Source organism: Tessaracoccus yangjingae, from assembly GCF_055326235.1.
The window spans coordinates 167537-184740 of sequence record NZ_JBUZNN010000001.1; the positions used below are offsets into that span (position 1 = coordinate 167537).

Annotated in this window: 7 protein-coding genes and 1 riboswitch; of the genes, 2 read left to right on the top strand and 5 right to left on the bottom strand. The window is 71.2% G+C overall.

Features of this window, described 5'->3' with window-relative positions; genetic code table 11:
• The first annotated feature begins 135 nt into the window (after window positions 1–135).
• The gene (pgsA, locus tag ACZK5D_RS00800; protein WP_463663928.1) at window positions 136–768 is read left to right on the top strand and encodes a phosphatidylinositol phosphate synthase; all 633 of its coding nucleotides are present in this window, start codon (window positions 136–138) and stop codon (window positions 766–768) included.
• Here the strand turns inward: pgsA and ACZK5D_RS00805 are convergent.
• The 3 genes from ACZK5D_RS00805 to ACZK5D_RS00815 are packed head-to-tail and all read right to left on the bottom strand — an operon-like array spanning window position 755 to window position 4418.
• A complete protein-coding gene (locus tag ACZK5D_RS00805; RefSeq protein ID WP_463663929.1) occupies window positions 755–1729 on the bottom strand; it encodes an ABC transporter ATP-binding protein in 975 nt (324 codons plus the stop codon). The two genes, pgsA and ACZK5D_RS00805, sit on opposite strands and share 14 nt — an antisense overlap.
• Window positions 1723–3387 (bottom strand): ABC transporter permease, encoded by a 1665-nt coding sequence (locus ACZK5D_RS00810; RefSeq protein WP_463663930.1) that lies wholly within the window; start codon window positions 3385–3387, stop codon window positions 1723–1725. Before ACZK5D_RS00810 ends, ACZK5D_RS00805 begins: the two co-directional genes overlap by 7 nt.
• Window positions 3366–4418, bottom strand: a complete 1053-nt coding sequence (locus ACZK5D_RS00815; RefSeq protein ID WP_463663931.1) for a thiamine ABC transporter substrate-binding protein — start codon at window positions 4416–4418, stop codon at window positions 3366–3368. The genes ACZK5D_RS00810 and ACZK5D_RS00815 overlap by 22 nt, the downstream gene beginning before the upstream one ends.
• A gap of 35 nt (window positions 4419–4453) precedes the next feature.
• Window positions 4454–4560, bottom strand: a riboswitch (TPP riboswitch).
• Between the two features lie 179 nt (window positions 4561–4739).
• On the opposite strand from ACZK5D_RS00815, the gene ACZK5D_RS00820 reads away from it, so the two are divergent.
• A complete protein-coding gene (locus ACZK5D_RS00820; RefSeq protein ID WP_463663932.1) occupies window positions 4740–13709 on the top strand; it encodes a SpvB/TcaC N-terminal domain-containing protein in 8970 nt (2989 codons plus the stop codon).
• A gap of 30 nt (window positions 13710–13739) precedes the next feature.
• On the opposite strand, the gene ACZK5D_RS00825 is transcribed toward ACZK5D_RS00820, so the two are convergent.
• Together ACZK5D_RS00825 and disA are read right to left on the bottom strand one after the other, a co-directional pair.
• Entirely contained in the window at window positions 13740–16076 is a 2337-nt protein-coding gene (locus ACZK5D_RS00825) for a LuxR C-terminal-related transcriptional regulator (RefSeq protein WP_463663933.1), read from the bottom strand.
• Between the two features lie 81 nt (window positions 16077–16157).
• Entirely contained in the window at window positions 16158–17195 is a 1038-nt protein-coding gene (gene disA / locus ACZK5D_RS00830) for a DNA integrity scanning diadenylate cyclase DisA (RefSeq protein WP_458994751.1), read from the bottom strand.
• Between the last annotated feature and the right edge of the window lie 9 nt (window positions 17196–17204).

Consider the following 17204-nt stretch of genomic DNA (forward strand, 5'->3'; position numbering starts at 1 on the left):
CAGGCGTGGTGACGTGGGGCAGGCGTGGTGACGTGGGGCAGGCGTGGTGACGTGAGGCAGGCGTCGGGAGGTGTGCAGGCCTGCGAGGCTGAGGGGCCTGGTGGGTGGCGCGCGGACGGCCGTTAGTCTGGAGGGGTGCTTTCCTTCCTCCGCGGCGCATACGGGCGCGCCCTGACTCCCGTGGCGGCACTGCTGCTCCGTCTCGGGGTCTCGCCCAGCACCGTCACCGTCACCGGCACCGTCGGGGTGACGGCAGCCGCGCTCTGGTTCTTCCCCCGCGACCAGTTGGCCACGGGAGTGGCGGTGATCGCCGTGTTCCTGCTGGCCGACGGCCTCGACGGCACCATGGCCCGCCGCGACGGTCGGGTCACGAGGTTCGGCGCCTTCCTCGACTCGACCCTCGACCGGGTGGCCGACGGCGCCGTGTTCGCCGGCCTGGCGCTCTGGGCAGCCGGCCGCGACACCCTGGCTCTGTGGATGGCTCTCGCCTGCCTCGTGGGGGGATTCGTCGTCTCGTACGCCCGCGCCCGGGCGGAGGCAGAGGGGTGGGACGCGTCCGTGGGGCTGTTCGAACGCTCGGACCGCCTCGCAGTGGCGGGGCTGGCCGCCCTGGTGGTGGGGCTGGGCGGACCCACGTGGGTGATGGCAGTGGGGCTGGGGATCGTCGCCCTGGGCAGCGCCGTCACCGTCGGCCAGCGGGTCCGTGCGGCCTTGACGGCGTCGAGGCAGGCAGGTGCCGAGCCGGACGTCTCCCTCAGGCAGGCGTGACGGCCCCTCCGACCAGCCGGACGCTCACCGTCGGGGTGTGGACCCGCTCGGGCGACGACACGGTGGCCCGCTGGCCGTCCGGCAGCCTGACCCCGATCTCCACGTCGTCCGGGGTGTAGCCCTGGTCCACCACCTCGACCTCCACGCCCGCCTCGTCGAGCACCAGCGAGCTCGCACCCACGCCGAGGACCGAGCCGACGGGCAGGCTCCCGTGCCACCCGAGGCTCCTGGCCTGATGTTCCGTCAGGAACGCGCGGTAGCCGAGGAAGGCGGCCACCTGCCTGGAGGCGGGGGCGTGGCGCAGCGACTCCGGGGCGTCGAACTGCAGGAGGGCGCCGTCGTGCAGCACGGCCACCGTGTCGGCGATGGTGTAGGCCTCCTGATGGTCGTGGGTGACGTAGACCGCCGTCGTGTGGGTCTCCCGCAGGATCCTTGCCAGGTCCTCCGCGAGCCGACGGCGCAGCCTGGTGTCCAGCGCCGACAGCGGCTCGTCGAGGAGGAGAGCGCGGGGCGACGGCGCCAGCGAGCGGGCCAGCGCCACCCGCTGGGCCTGCCCCCCGGAGAGCTCGGTGATGCGCCGGCCCTCGAAACCCGGGAGCCCGACGAGGTCCAGCATCTCCGCCACCCGGGCGCGCTGCGCCTCCCGGCCCAGGCCGGTCAGGCCGTAGGCGATGTTGCGCCCCACCGTCATGGTGGGGAACAGCTGGGCGTCCTGGAAGACCATCCCGAAGTTGCGCCGGTGCACCTTGACGCCGACGAGGTCTTCACCATCCCAGGAGATGGTCCCCGCCACGAGCGGCTCGAGCCCGGCCACCGCCCGCAGCAGCGTCGACTTGCCAGAGCCGGAGGGCCCGAGAAGCCCCACCACGCTGCCGCGCGGGACGGTGAGGGAGACGCCGTCGACGGCGGTGGTCTGCCCGTAGCGCACGACGGCGCCGTGGACCTCCAGCCCTGCTACCACGTGGCTACCTCCTTCGGCCGCACGCGTTCCGCGAGCGCCATGGTGATTCCCGCCAATCCTGCCAGGACCACGGAAGCCGCCAGCGCGAGGCCGTAGTTCTCGGCGCCGGGCCGCCCGAAGGCGCGGAAGATCAGGACGGGGAGGGTGGGGTTGTCGGGCCGGGCGAGGAACGACGTGGCGCCGAACTCCCCGAGCGAGGTCGCGAACGCGAAGCCGGCGGCGAGCCCCAGGCCGCGGCCGAGGTGGGGGAACTCGATGCGCCGGAGGACCTGGAGCGGGCTGGAGCCGAGGGTCGCGGCCGCCTCCAGCTGACGGGGGTCGATGGCCCGGAGGGTGGGGAGCAGCGTCCGCACCACGAGCGGCAGCGCCACCACCGCCTGCGCGATCGGGATGAGCACAATGCTCGAACGCAGGTCCAACGGGGGCCGGTTGAGCGTGATGAGGTAGCCGAAGCCGACGGTCACCGCCGAGATCCCGAGCGGCAGCAGGAACAGCCCCTCCAGCGCCGCGAGCGCGTGCCGGGCGTCGCGACGCCGCGGCCGTCGCGAGGCCACCAACGCCACGAGGACGCCGAGCGTGAGGGCGAGCGCCGTGGCGGCGGAGGCGGTGACCATCGTGGTGCGCAGCGCCTCCCACACGCTGGCGCCGAGGTCCCCGGCCGTCGCCAGGCGGGAGAAGTTGTCGAGCCCGAGGCGCCCCTGGAAGTGCAGCGAGCGCCACAGCAGGTTCGCCATGGGCAGGCCGAGCAACAGCACGATCACGGCCGCCGTCACGGTAGCCGCGGGCCAGTCGCGGGACAGCGTGAGCGGGCGTGCCCCGGCGACGTCCGGCTGGAGCCTCAGAGCCCTGGTCATGGTGCTCTGCGCGTGTCCGCTGAGCCAGAGGGTCGCGGTCACGATCACCAGCTGCGCCACCGACAGCGCCGCCGCGGCGGGCAGGTCCAGCAGCTGCGTGGTGAGGAACCAGATCTCGGTCTCGATGGTCTGGAACCTCGTCTCGCCCAGGACCATGACGATGCCGTAGGACGATGCGCTGAACAGGAACACCAGCGACGCGGCCGACAGGAGCGCGGGCGCGAGGGTGGGCAGGGTGACGGTCATGAGCACGCGGGCCGGGGAGGCGCCGAGTGTCGCGGCCGCCTGCGCGAGCCGGGGGTCCAGCCGGGCCCAGAACGTGCCCACCGTGCGCACGACGACGGAGTAGTTGAAGAAGACCATGGCCGCGAGGATGGCGGCCACGGAGCCGCCGAGGCCGAGCCCGCCCAGCAGGCCGTCTTCACGCAGCAGCGACCCGAACGCCACGCCCACCACCACCGTCGGCAGCACGAACGGGACGGCGACCAGAGCGCGGAGAGTGTCGCGGCCGGTGAAGCTGCACCGGTAGAGGAGGTAGGCGCCCGGCAGCCCGAGGACCAGGCAGGCCGCCGTCGTGGACAGGGCGGAGCCCAGGGTGAAGCGGACCGCGCTCCACGTCCTGGGGGAGCCGAAGACCGCGGCGAACCCGTCCAGTGTCCAGCTCGTGCCGTCGTGGAAGCCGCGCGCGATGAGGCTGGCGGCGGGCCAGGCGAAGAACAGCGCCAGGAAGGCGGCGGGGATCGCGGCCGCGATCACCCAGCCGGCCCTCCAGAGCGCACGGTTCAACTCGTGGCGTCCGTCCACGCGCGGATCCACTCGTCACGCGACGCGCCGATCAGGTCCTGCGGCACGTCGATGGGCGCGTCCGGGAGCACCGCGAACCTCTGCCAGACCTCGGGCAGTGGGGTCCCGGGGACGGCCGGGAACATGTACAGGTTCTCCGGGATCGCGGCCTGCACCTCGGGGGTGAGCAGGAAGTCGATGAACTTGGCCGCCCCCACCTCGTTCTCGGCCCCGGCGATCACGCCGGCGTACTCCACCTGCCGGAAGCAGGTGTCCAGGAGGGCCACGGTGGTCGAGGTGTCGCCGGTCACGGTGAAGGCGGGGGAGGTGGCGTAGGAGAGCACGAGGGGGCGGGGGCCCTTGCCGTCGGCGCCGGAGAAGTCCGTGTAGTAGGCGTCGGTCCAGCCGGCGGCCACCTTGGTGCCGTTGTCCATGAGGGCCCGCCAGTAGTCGAGGTAGCCCTCGCCCTTCGCGCCCACCGTCGCGATGAGGAACGCCAGGCCGGGCGACGACGAGGCGGGGTTGGTCACCACCAGCAGGTCCTTGTAGCGCGGGTCGGTCAGGTCGTCCAGCGTCTGGGGCAGCGGGAGGTCGTTGGCCTCGAACCACACCGTGTCGGCGTTGATGCAGACGTCGCCGTAGTCGACGGCGGTGAGGCCCGGGGCCCGCAGCTCCTCAGGGACGGAGGAGGCCGCCTCCGACTCGTAGGGGGCCAGGACGCCGGCCTCGGCGGCGCGGGACGCGAACGTGTTGTCCACGCCGAACACCACGTCGCCCAGCGGCGAGTCCTTCGTGAGGATGAGCTGGTTGACCAGGGCCCCGCCGTCGCCGGGGGTGGTGTAGGTCACCTCGTAGCCCGTCTCCTCGGCGAACTTCGCCTTGAGTTCGTCGGGGAGGGTGAAGGCGTCGTGGGTCAACACCGTGAGGGTGTCGGTCTCGCGGAGCTCGGCGGGGGCCGAGGACGACGAGCCGGTCTCCGGCTGCGGTGACCCGCAGGCGACGAGGGTCAGCGCCACGGCGCCGGCCGCGAGGGTCTTGACGATGGTCTGCATGGTGATGCTCGCTCCTTTCGGAGGCTCGGCGGCAGCCGAGGAGAATTCTCACTCCCTACGCCGGTGCTAACCGGATCAGGTTTGAGGGTCTGCGGCTTGCCCGCACTCTCAGCGCCCGAGTGGCGCTCCCCTGTGTGTGGCCACAAGGCTATACCCAACGCGGGGACGTCCGCGCACCGGTCCGGGAGGGGCGGTGCGACAGTGGTCCTCCAGCGTGGCTCCGCTCAGGCCGGCGGTGAGATAGGGCATTTGCCCGATATCCGTGGGCCGAGGATCTGGGGTGGGGTGTGTCCTAGTCAATGGTTCAACCAGGAGACCTCCATGCCCATGCCCCGCCGTGCGCTCGCCGTGATGTCCATCTTCGCCCTGATCGTCACCAGCGTCGGCGTGGTGCCCGCCACGTCGGTGGAGTCCGGCGGCTCCGGTGACGACGGCATCGCCGCGAGCCAGCTGGCCACCGACACGCTCTCGCCACAGCAGCCGATCTCGCCCCAGGCGTTCGGCGAGGACGACAAGACGGGCCTTGCCCAGCCGGACCCGACGGAGGGACTGTCGCTCATCGAGGCGCCGATCGCCAACAACACCGGCTCGATGGACCTCTCGTACCCGATCGACATCCCCCCGGGTCACGGGATCACGCCGGAGCTGTCGCTGTCCTACACCTCGGGCGGCGGCAACGGGTGGCTGGGCCTCGGGTGGGATCTCGGGGTGGGGGAGGTCGTCGTCGACACCTCCTTCGGCGCGCCGCACTTCGACCAGGCGAAGGAGAGCGAGTCCTACCTCCTCGACGGGGACCTGTTGACCCCCAACGCCAACGGCTCCGCCTGGGAGAACCGCGTGGACGGTTCCAGGGCGGACTATGCGCGGCAGGTGGAGACCGACTTCGACGAGATCATCCGGCACCGTGAGGGGTCCGGCTGGCCCGCCAACTACTTCTGGGAGGTCAGGAGCCAGGATGGCAAGGTGCGCTGGTACGGCGGGAAGCCCGACAGCGGCGGCCCGGCGGTCGCCACCCCGGCCTCGTTCGACGAGGCGTCCGTCGTGCGCAACGAGGCGGGCCACATCGTCGAATGGAAGCTCTCCGCCCAGCGCGACGTGGGCGTCAACCTCATCCGCTACGAGTACCAGAAGGTCGTCTACCAGTTCGACGGCTCGGCCTGGATCGTCAACCAGGGCTGCACCCCGTCCGCAAGCCTCTGCGGTCAGCACACGTTTCTCAGGCAGATCCTCTACACCGACGCCACCGCGAGCGTGACCGACTTCAACGGCGCGCCCTACCGCGTCGAGTTCATCCGCGAGTCCCAGATGCCCGCTCCGGGCGCCGTCCGCCGCGACCCCGTCATCGACGCGGGCCTCGGCTACGTCGACGTCCTCGTCGACCGACTCGCCCGCGTGGAGGTCAGGCACGGGCCCGCGCCCGCCTCCGGCGCCGTGCGCACCTACACCGACATCGCCGCCCGGTACACGTTCGGCTACGCCGAGGGCCGGTTCGGCAAGTCCCTGCTGCGCACCATCACCCAGGGCGTCGACGACCCGCACGTGCACGAGATCGACTGGTACGACGACCTGACCGGCAGCGGCAGCAGCATCGACGGACTCACCGCCCAGTCGACGCAGGACACCAAGTCCGACGTGCGGGACCGCACCTTCCTCGACGAAATCGCGGACGTGTCCGCCCTCGGCGGCGGCGAGTCGAACGGCGGGTCCGGCAACATCTACATCGGCTTCAACGCCGCCGTCCCGCTGAAGACGGGATCCTTCGGCGCGGGGATCGAGTTGAGCGGGGCCGACTCCGCCTCGCTTGTCGAGTGGATCGACCTCAACGGAGACAACCTTCCCGACAAGGTCTTCCAGGCCGACGACGGGGGCATCAAGTTCAGGCTCAACACGAGCGGGCCGGGTGGGCCGAAGACGTGGGACGCCTCGGATGCGGTCAATCTGCCGAGCCTGTCGAAGGACTCGAACTTCGGCTTCCAGGTGTCGTTCGAGGCGTACCCGCTGGTCGCCATCGGCGTGGGCACCGGGCTTGCCTTCTCCTGGAGCCGCGCCTACTTCGCCGACGTCAACGCCGACGGCCTCGTGGACTTCGTCAACAACGGCACCGTGCTGTTCAACCGCCTCGTGGGTGGCATCCCCACGTTCCAGGGCGACAGCGAGGGCACCCCGGTTCCGCTCGGCTCGTCGGCTCTGCCGTCCACCAGCAGCCAGGAGTTGGACGACCTGGTCGAGAAGATGGAGAAGCAGTCCCCGCCCGTCGACACCGTGCGCCGCTTCGTCGCCCCCTACACGGGCAGCGTGCTGATCACAGCCCCCGTGGCCCTGCGCGCCGGGGCCGGCAGCACCGACGGTGTCCGGGTGGCCATCCAGCACGACGGGGACGAGCTGGTCAACGCCACCCTCCCGGTCGGCAGCAGCGCCCCGGCGCTCACCGCGCCGATCCCGCGCTCGGTGACGGCCGGCGACCGTCTCTACTTCCGTGTCGGCTCCATCGACGACGGCGTGGGCGACATCGTCGACTGGGAGCCGGTCGTCGAATACGTGAGCCCGACGTGGCCCGAGTTCGACGCCAACGGGCAGTCCCAGCACCGCTTTGAGGCAGCCGAGGACTTCACCCTCGCCGGCCGCCCGGGCGACTTCGTGGCCCTGCCGCTGGCGGGCACCGTCAACATCGACGCCGCCGTCGAGACGTTGCGGACGCTCAGCGACGACATCAGGATCGTCGCGGTCAGGCGCAGCCCTGACGGCACCCTCACCAGGACCGTCCTCGGCACCGTGCCGTTCGACGCAACCCCTGGTCCGCGTCAGTTCAGCGGCCAGGTCGCGGTGCAGTTCCATCCCAGCCCCGACGACGCCGACGTCAAACTCCCTGACCAGGTGTCGGTGTTCGCCGAGGCCGACTCCCAGGTGGACCTGTCCGCCCTGGCCTGGGGCGCCAACCTGACCTTCGACGACGGCTCACCCGCCACGGACGAGGCGGGCGATCCGGTGGAGCTCAGGGACGCCAACGGCGACCTGATCTTCGAACACCGGGTGCGCCCCCACGTCGAGATCTACCCCTACGCGGACTCCGACTCCGGCGTCAGCCCCGCCGCGCTGCAGAGCGGCGAATCCACCTACCGGTTCAGCCTCACGACGGCGGCCGAGCGCCCGGACGGCGTGACCTCCGTCGATGCCGTCGTGACGGTGAAGTCCGCAGACGCGCTGCTGGCGAAGCAGACCGTGAGCGTGGCCTGGGCGTCGAACGGCGACGCAACCTCGGCCGACTTCGAGCTCGACCTGCCCGCCAGCGTCGGAAGCGGCGACGAGTGGCTGGAGATCATGTTCCGCGACCCCCAGTTCAGCCGCAGCGGCCTGTCGCTCACCGAGTTCGTGAAGGTGGTCACCAACGCAGGGGTGGAGACCACCACCGATGTGCCCGACGCCGTCCTGCGGTGGAGCGGCCAGCAGGGCATCTTCCCGCTGCCGTACCGCGGATGGGCCGTCGCCGGCTACACCAGCAGCGACGACCTTGGCGCAACGAGGATGGAGGAGTCCGCCTTCGAGATCCAGACGGGCGGCAGCACCCCGCAGAACCCGCAGCGCAGCGACATCTCGCTGGACACGGAGACGGCGGAGCCGTCGTACGCGTTCGTCCCGGTGGTGCCCGAGACCGGCCCCGGCCGGTGGGAGGGCCCGCGCGGGGAGTCGCTGTGGGCCGAGGCCACCGGCGCCCAGACGTCGCGGCTCGCCGTCGACACGCTCCGCTTCGACACGCAGACCGCGGCCGGGCCCGGCCGGCAGGCGCCCACGCGCCTGGGCATCTCGGGGCCCGGGCTGAACCTCAGTTTCGGCATCGCGATCCTCGGCGCCTCGGCATCGCTCTCGCCCTCGTGGGGGATCACCGACTTCGAGGACCTGAACGGCGACGGCTACCCCGACGTGGTCTCGGCGGGGAGCGTGTCCTACACCGACCAGCTGGGTGACTACCTGGGCAGCCGCGGAGTCAACCGGACGAGCGTCACCAACCAGGACCTGACCATCTCCGTCAACGGCGGACTCAGCAGCGGCATGGTCGACATCGTGCCCAACGCCAAGGGCGGCACCAATGCCGTCGGCGGGAACTCGGCGAACAAGGGGCAGGGCGCGAGCGACTCGGGCCCGAACTACAGCCTGGGCATCTCCGGCAGCGGCGGCTACTCGTGGAGCTCGCCCAATGCCTCCGGCAACGACACCACCGGGGACTCGGACTACTCCAGCCAGATCTCGACGCTCCGCAGCGACTTCGGGGCTGCCGAGGGGGCCGAGATCCAGCGCGCCCTCGCCGACATCAACGGCGACGGGCTCCCGGACAGCGTCTACACCACGGCCGGCGGCGTCTACGCCTTCTACAACCTCGGATACGGGTTCACGGCGCGCGCGGTGAAGCTCGGCTCGGGTGGGTTCGAGAGCAAGGAGTCGGCAACCGCGGGCGCAGGGCTGGGCTTCAGCCTCCCGTACGGGGAGTTCGGCGGCGGCGTCAACTTCATGTGGAACTGGGACTGGTCCACCTACGCCTGGCGCGACCTCAACGGTGACGGCATCCTCGACCGGCTCCGCAAGGACGGCAGCAGCAGCATTAAGGTGGCCTTCGGCACCGGGAGCGGGCTCCTCTCCGAGGTCACCTACGGTGAGTTCCCGACGGTGGAGGGCAGCCAGCACATCGCCTTCGATCGCGGCAGTGGCATCGGCGGCGGCGTCAGCGCCACGGCCTATATCGGCCCGCTGTGCCTGGTGGCGTGCTACCTCGTCATCGGCGGCGGCGGAGGCTACAACAACGCCGTCAGCTCCACCAACGTCAGCGTCGAGGACGTCGACGGCGACGGCTACGCCGACGTGCTGCAGAGCATGAACGACAACGACCTCAAGGTCCAGCTCAACCAGCACCGCCGCACCAACCTGATCCAGGGCGTGACCAACCCGTTGGGCGGCTCGTTCACCGTGGACTACCGCAGGATGGGCAACACCACCGAGCATCCTGACTCGGTGATGGTCATGTCCCGCGTGGACATCAAGGACGGGCGCTCGACCAGCCAGGAGATCGACGGCGCCAGCACCACCGGTCACTACGCCAGCTCGTTCACGTACGAGGGCGTGGCTTACGACCGTGCGCACCGGGCGTCGCTCGGGTTCGCGACGGTGACGTCGGTGGAGCTCGACACGACCGACGGCGACGCAGCCTTGCGCACCACGGTGCAGAAGTACGAGAACGAGAACGTGTTCGTCTCGGGTCTTCTCCGCGAGGTGACGATGCTCGAGGGCGGCGGAGCCACGGCGGAGAACATCCGGGGCTCCTTCATCGAGTGGGGGGCCCGCGTGGTGCGCGGCCCAGCCGGCACCATCGACGTGGACTCCCGCGGCCCTGCCACGTTCTTGGGGTTGGGCGCCGACCTGGGCGACCTGCACAGCGTCGCGTCGCGAGGCTGGTCCATCGCACCGGCCCCGCTCGCCAGCGACGAGTACTGGTACGACGGCGACCCGCGCACCTTCGAGCGCAGGACTGAGCGCACGTTCGACGGGCGCGGCAACGTCCTGACCGAACGCGACCTGGGCGCGCCTGACGATGACTTCGACGACCTGACCACGGAGATCACCTACACCGACTGCGGGAGTGCCGGCCAGTCCGGCCTGCCGTGCCGGCCGAAGACCACCCCCGCCCAGCCCTACTGGTCGGCGGGCACCTGCTCGACCGGGGTCCACCTCCCCGTGGGCATCTCGGTCACCGGGGTCGACGCCGAGGGTGACTCGGTGCTGCTGCGCGAGCGCCTGGCCCCCAAGGGCATGTGCGACAACGCGGCCCCCCTCGAGATCGAGGAGCTGGTCTCGCCCGGGGTCTACGCCACGACCACCATGGTGTTCAACCAGTTCGGCGACTACGGGCTGGTGATGGCCCCGGAGGACGCCCAGGGCAACCGCTACACGGTGCGCTACACCTACGACGCGGACCGGCACACCGACATCGCCGAGGTCTCGGAGTTCGACGTGCCGGCGGCGAACGCAGCCGCGGTGCTGAGCGGCGGACCCAACGCCTCCAACTCGACGCCCGGCGTGTCGTCGTCGGCCACGTTCGACCCCCTCTCCGGCAACGTCGCGTCCCGCATCGACGCCAACGGCGCCGTCAGGGAGTTCTCCTACGACGAGCTGGGCCGCATCGTCACCGCGTCCGCGGTGAAGCCACCGAGCGTCCCCGGGCCCGCGCCGCTGCTGGTGACCTACGAGTACCACGCCACGGCCGACGACTACGCCTACGCCGTCGCCCGCCACGTCGATGAGCTGGACGGCAACCCCACCCCCGCGGCCACCGACGCCGCCGGGCTGGACGCCACCGCAACGATCGACACGATCGTGTTCGTCGACGGCATGGGGCGCGTGCGGCAGACCAAGCGGGACGCCGGGATCCTGACGGGGTCCGCCCCCGTCGCCGGGCGTCAGGTCAGCGACACCGTCGAGTTCGACCCCCTCGCCAGGCCGGTCGTGACGTACGGCCCGACGGCGGACCCCGGTCCCGCGGCCGCCTTCAGCGCCGCCGCCTCCGGCGGGGCCCGCACGGTCGTGACCTGGACGTCCTACGACCTGCTGGAGCAGGTCGTCGAGCCCGGCAACCGGGTCTCCACCTACGAGTACCCGTGGGAGAAGTTCGAGGGGGCCGGCCCCCTGCTGGCCTGGACCGTGGTCACCGATCCGCAGGGCCGGGTGACCTGGCTGGGCCAGGACGTGAGGGACGTGGTGCGGGCGCACATCGACCAGGCCGCGCCCCGCCCCAACCAGACCGCGCCGGAGGACCTGGCCACGGCCTACCGGGTCAACAGCCTCGGCGAGCTGCTCGCAGTGGTCGACTCCGCGGGCAACGAGTCCACCTACGCCTACGACCTCGCCGGACGCATGACGAGCGCGACCACCCCCGACGGCGGCTCTGTCGAGTCCACCTTCGACCTCGCGGGCCACAGGCGCGTCATGACCACGCCGGCCATGCGCGACGCGGGGGAGCAGACCTCCTACCGCTACCTCCTCAACAGGCTCGTCGCGGTGGACCACCCGGGCAGCGTCGACGACGTCGAGTACGTCTACGGGCTCGACAACGCCGACGGCCGGTTCGCCGCCGGACGGGTGTCCTACCAGACCGACCGCACGCGGCTCGTCACCAACAGCTACGACGCGGCCGGCAACCTGGCGGTGCAGACCGCGACCATGAAGCGCCAGAACTGGGCCCCCGACCTCTCGGCGGCCGAGCTCGTGGACTTCACCTACACCACGAAGTGGCGCTACGACGCACTCGGGCGCGTCGAGACCGTCGAGTACCCGGACGCCAAGACCCTCCGGTACGTGCCTGACGGGACCAGCGTGGACCAGCTCGCCGACCCGGCCGACCTGGCGGGACTCCTCACGCCGGAGGACGCCACCGGTGAGGTGGTCACCTACGGCTACGACTCGGGAGGTCTCCTCCGCGCGCTCACGGGCGTGGAGATCGGCCTGACGAGCTCGCTCGAGGCGATCACACCGGACGCCGAGGGCAACCCCCGGAGCATCCAGGTGCCGCGCCGCACCACGCACGCCTACACCTACCTCGCGGACCGGGCGTACGACCCGTGGCTCTACCCGGTGCGTGACGAGCTGGGCAACGGAGCGGTCACCGCCACGTCCTTCGATCCGGAGACGCGTTGGCTCACCACACGTGACACCACCAGCCCCGCCGGTGCCCTGCAGCGGTTGAGCTACACCTACGACGAGGTGGGCCGGCCCGTGACCTACCTCAACGACCTGCCTCGGGCCAACCGCGCGATCAACGGCGGCAGGGCAGAGCAGAAGCACGTCCACGACGGCTTCGGGCGCGTGGTCGGTTCCGAAGGCACCTTCGACATCAAGGCGGGCGAGCAGCGTCGCTACAGCTATGGCGTCGAGTTCCCCGGCGAGACGCCGTGGAGCATCATCGCGAAGAAGCAGGCCGACGCGCTGTTCCCCACGAAGGGCAAGAGCAAGCCCGTGGAGAACACCACGTACAGCTTCACCCGGGACATAGGAACCCAGAACGGGCCGTTGCACGTGGCGAAGGACGAGGTGACGACGGCCGACGGCAAGAAGCGGGTCTACGACTCCAGCTACACCGCCAACGGGGAGGTGTCGTCGGTGCTCCGGTCCGGTGGCGCCAAGCCGAGCACCACCAACGTCTGGGACCGCAGCTACTCGTGGACGTTGGCCGGGCTCATGACCTCGGCAGAGCGCGGCGCGGAGCTCAAGACCTACGCCTATGACGACACCGGCGTCCTGCGCATCAAGGACGGCTCGCTCCTCACGCGTGACGGTGACGTCGTCGAGCAGCACGGCGGTGGTCCGGAGACCCTCTTCCTCAACCCCTGGGTGACCGTCCGCTCGCAGAAGATCTACAAGCACGTCACCGACGGCACCGACACGCTGGTGACGAAGATGGACGCGGGCTCCTCCGAGGAGACCACCCAGATGTTCGTCCACCGCGACGTCGTGGGCTCGACCAACATGGTCAGCGACGTGCAGGGCCGCGGGTTCCAACGCCACGAGTACTTCCCCTCGGGCGAGATGTGGATCGTCGACAACAAGGAGACCATCAGGACCCCGTTCCAGTACGGCGACGGCTACTACGAGGACACCCTCGACATGATCCTGTTCGGCCCGCGCTGGTACGACTCCCAGCGGGAGCTGTTCCTCGCGCCCGACCCGATCCTCGTCGACGTGCCCCGTGCCCTGATCGATCAGCCGGCCCTCGGCGGCGCCTACACCTACGCGGGTGCCTCGCCGTTGACCAACGTGGACCCGAGCGGCCTGGCGTTCTTCTCGGCGCATCAACGCGTCGGGGTGAAGGCCAAGGCGAGCGCGGCCTTCGATGCGAGGTTCCAGCAGCTTCAGGCCGACGGCAAGCAGGCGGAGGCCCAGGCCATGCTGGACAAGCACCAGAAGCAGGAGGCCGGGCAGCTCCGGTCGGAGACGCTCCTGGAGGCCAACGCGCTGATCACCATCGATCCGGGTGAGGGAACCGTCTCGGTGGGCCTTCCCTACGGGCCACGGAAGGAGTGGAAGACGTCCGACGCGTCGGACCAGGCCGGCGGCGACGCCGCGACAGGCGATGACGCGACCAACGGGCAGGGCGCGCCGGACTTGGCCAACCCCGCCTCGGACCAGGGGTCGACGACACCCTCGGTGTCGACCAGCGACAGCTCCGATTCGGACGACGACCAGGCGGCGGTGTCACGGACCGCGACGCTCGACGCCGACTCCGACGCGGCGGCCTCGCGCTCGGACGAGTAGGCAGGGGGTCTGGGTCGCCGGCCGTCGGCCTCAGCGACCCAGGCCCAGCCTCACGGCGGTGACGGCCGCCTCGGCCCTGCCTCGGACGCCCAGCTTCCGGTAGATCGCGCTGGTGTGATGCATCACGGTCTTCGGCGCGATGAACAACTGGTCAGCGATCTCCTTGTTGCGGTGCCCGCTCACGATGAGGCTCAGCACGTCCCGCTCGCGGGCGGTCAGTTCGGAGTCGGCCGACGGCGACGCCGAGTAGGGCCCGCGGACGGAGGGGTCTGCGATTCGATGGACGTAGTCGATGGCTTCGGCCGCGGCCCCGTCCAGGGTGAGTTGCGCGCCCTCCCGTGACCGTCGCTCGAAGTCCGGCCCGAGCGCATCCCGGGCCTGCGCCACCGCCCGGTGGTAGCCGTCCCTGAGGATCCCGGGCAGCGGCGTCAGGATGAGCTGGGACCACTGGAGCAGGGCGCCGTGGAGCCGGGCGGTGGCATGGGGGTGACCCAGGCGGGCGCTCAACGCGATCGTGAGGAGAATGTGGGGCACCAGTGCGTGCCAACTGCGTTGCCTGGCCACCAGGCGGTACCGCTCGATGAGCCACGTGGCCGCACTGGCCGGCGCCTCCGTCTCGAGGCTGTGCAGCGCGAGCATGACCAGCGTGGACGACTGCAGCCGCCTGTTGTCCAGCCTGCGGGCGCTGTCCAGCGCCGCGCGCAGCGAGGCGATGCCCCCCGGGCCCTCGGGCGTAGCGGCGGCGGGGTGGCGCGACAGCAGCAGAGTGGCGTAGACGCGGCAGTGCTCGTCCGAGGTACCGGCGACGTGCTCCCACGCGGCCAGCCCGATCTGGAGCGCACCGCCATGGTCTCCCAGCACGTGACAGACCTGCGCCCGCCCGAACTCGAACCGGGTCCGCCAGCCTGCATGGCCGGCTCGCCCGGCGATGTCGGCCCCGGTCCTCACCGCGTGTCCGGCGCGCTCGTAGTCGCGCAGGAGGCCCAACGACAGCAGCTCGGCCATCAGCGCCGGGAGCTGATCCTCGGCGCTGGGCGACCGCTCCGCCAGCGCGCGCCCCTCGGTGAGGTTCCGAAGGACCATGGGGGCGCGCTCGGCGGCGTCCTGGGCCGCGCCGTCGATCAACGCGAGCCAGACGTGGCCGTCCCTGCGGACGTCCTCGGGTGTCGCGTCGTGCGCGAGGAGCCGCTGGGCGAGGGGGACGAGGACGGCTTCGTCGCCGCGCCGGTCCGCCTCGGGCAGCAGGTCGACGGCCATCCTTGCCGCGCGGCCGGGGTCGGTGAGCGTCAGCCGGGGCAGCGCCGTCAGGGCCTCCTCGTACTCGTCGTGCAGAAGGGCGATCGCAGCCAGATCGTCGCACGCGTTGCGGAGGGTGGCCGCCCGGCGCGCCAACGCGGAGAAGTGCGCGGCGTGACGCCGGCGCAGGTCGGTCTCCTGCGCGGCCCAGGCGGCCTGGCCGCGCAGGAACTCCCTGACCAGCCGGGGCAGGCGGAATCTTGCGGTGTGCGTGACGCCGGGGGCCGCCGAGTCGTCGAGGTGGATCAGGCTCAGATCCATCAGCGAGCCGAGGCGGCCCTCCAGGCTGGGGAGTGGAAGCCCGGACACGTCACCCGCCGCCTCCGCGGTGAAGGAGGCGGAGAAGGTGGCCAGGGACGGCAGGAGGGCGGTGGCATGGCCGGCGTCGGGGGCGGCCGTCAGCACGCCGAGAGGGGACTGCTCCCCGGCCAGGAGCGCCACGAGCTCGGCCGGCGCGGTCGTCGTCAGCCTGGAGGCGAGGAGCCCGATGAGCAGTGGACTGCCCAGGGAGGCGGCGGCGAGCTGATGGAGCCAGGGAGCGTCCTCGCCCTCCTCCGGCCGGCCCACCCCCGCGAGCTCCGCGCGCCGCAGCAGCAGCCGCCGGGACTCCGTGTGGGTGAGTGGCCTGACCGACAAGCCGGCGAGAAGGGGGCCACTCATGGGCACGGTGGACATGGCGAGGATCGTCACGCCCTCCAGCTTCGCGATGGCATCGGCCGCGGCCTCTGCGCCGGCAAGCGCCTCCGCGTGGTCGACGATCATCAGCTCCGGCTCCCAGGGGCACTCCCGCTCCGGGTTCGAGCCGCGACGGGCCGGCACGCGCTGCACCGCGGAGCGCAGCCTCGCCACGGCGCCGTCCCGGTCGGTTCCGGCCAGGTCGACGAAGTGCGCACCGCTGAACCGCTGGGCGACAAGGGGTAAGGCGGCGGCCACCAGTGCGGACTTCCCCACGCCGGAGGGACCCGCGAGGCAGATGACGCCGTCGGAGGCCCCGGTGAGTATCGAGGCGAGGCGGCGCAACTGCGCGGCTCGGCCCACAAGATTGGAGTCGGGGTTGAGGCCTGGATCCATGCTCAGCTCCCTCGTGGCTGGCTCACCGTCGCGGGTCCCGGAGGATCGGGATGCCACACCCTAGCCCAGCAGGGCCCGGGCTCAGTTGATCTCGGCGATGCGGGTCATCGCGTCGCGGACCTGGCGGGCCCTGAGCTGTCCGATGCCCTCCACCTCGAGGAGCGCGCTGAGGGGGGCGGCGAACAGCTCCTGGATGGTGAAACGGTCCACCAGCCTGGTCACGAGAGGCGAGGGCAGGCGGCCCACCTTCGTCAGAAGCCTGATCCCCCGGGTGGTGACACCCTGCTCCATGTTGGGGTTGGGGCCGAAGCCGAGCCGTTGAGCCACGAGCTGGCCGCTGAAGAGCTCCTCGGTGGAGAAGTTGTGCAGCCGCGACAGGTCGAACTCCGCGGGGTCCTCGAGGTTGGGCGCGTAGTCCTCCGTCAGGAGCTCGGCCACACCGTCGAAGCTGGAGGCCAGCTCCGCGTGCTGCATGGCCACCATGCGCCCCTCGACGCCCAGCACGTCGGCGTGGAACTGCATCTCGGCGGAGAGCCGACGGGTCAGCTCGAGCCGGTGGACCACGTGGGTGAGGTCCCGCAGCGCCACCTGCTCGCCGATCTCGAGCGCGGTGAACTGATCCATGAGGTCGCTCAGGCGGGTGACCACCCGCGACAGGGTGGCGAGCGTCTGGTTCGCCCTGCTGATCACCTGGGACACGGTCTCGACCACGTGGCGCCGCCCGTCGAGGAACAGCGAGACCGTGGACATCGACGCGGACACCGTCACCACCGGCACCCCTGCGGCCTGAGCGGTCCTGTCGGCCGAGCGGTGGCGGGTGCCCGTCTCGGCGGTGGGGAGGTCTCCGGCGGGGACCAGGTGCACTCCGGCGGCGATGATCCGGGTCAGGTCCGTGGACAGCACGATGGCGCCGTCGAGCTTCGCCAGCTCGCGCAGGGCCTGCTCGGTGCACTCGACCCCGATCTGGAACCCGCCGGAACACACCTGCTGAACCCTGGAGTTGTTGCCCAGCACGATCAGCGCGCCGGTGCGGCCCGACAGGATGCGGTCCAGGCCCGCGCGCAGCGGGGTGCCGGGAGCGAGCAGCTTCAGATAGCGGCGAACGGTGGACTTCGACAAACGCACCTC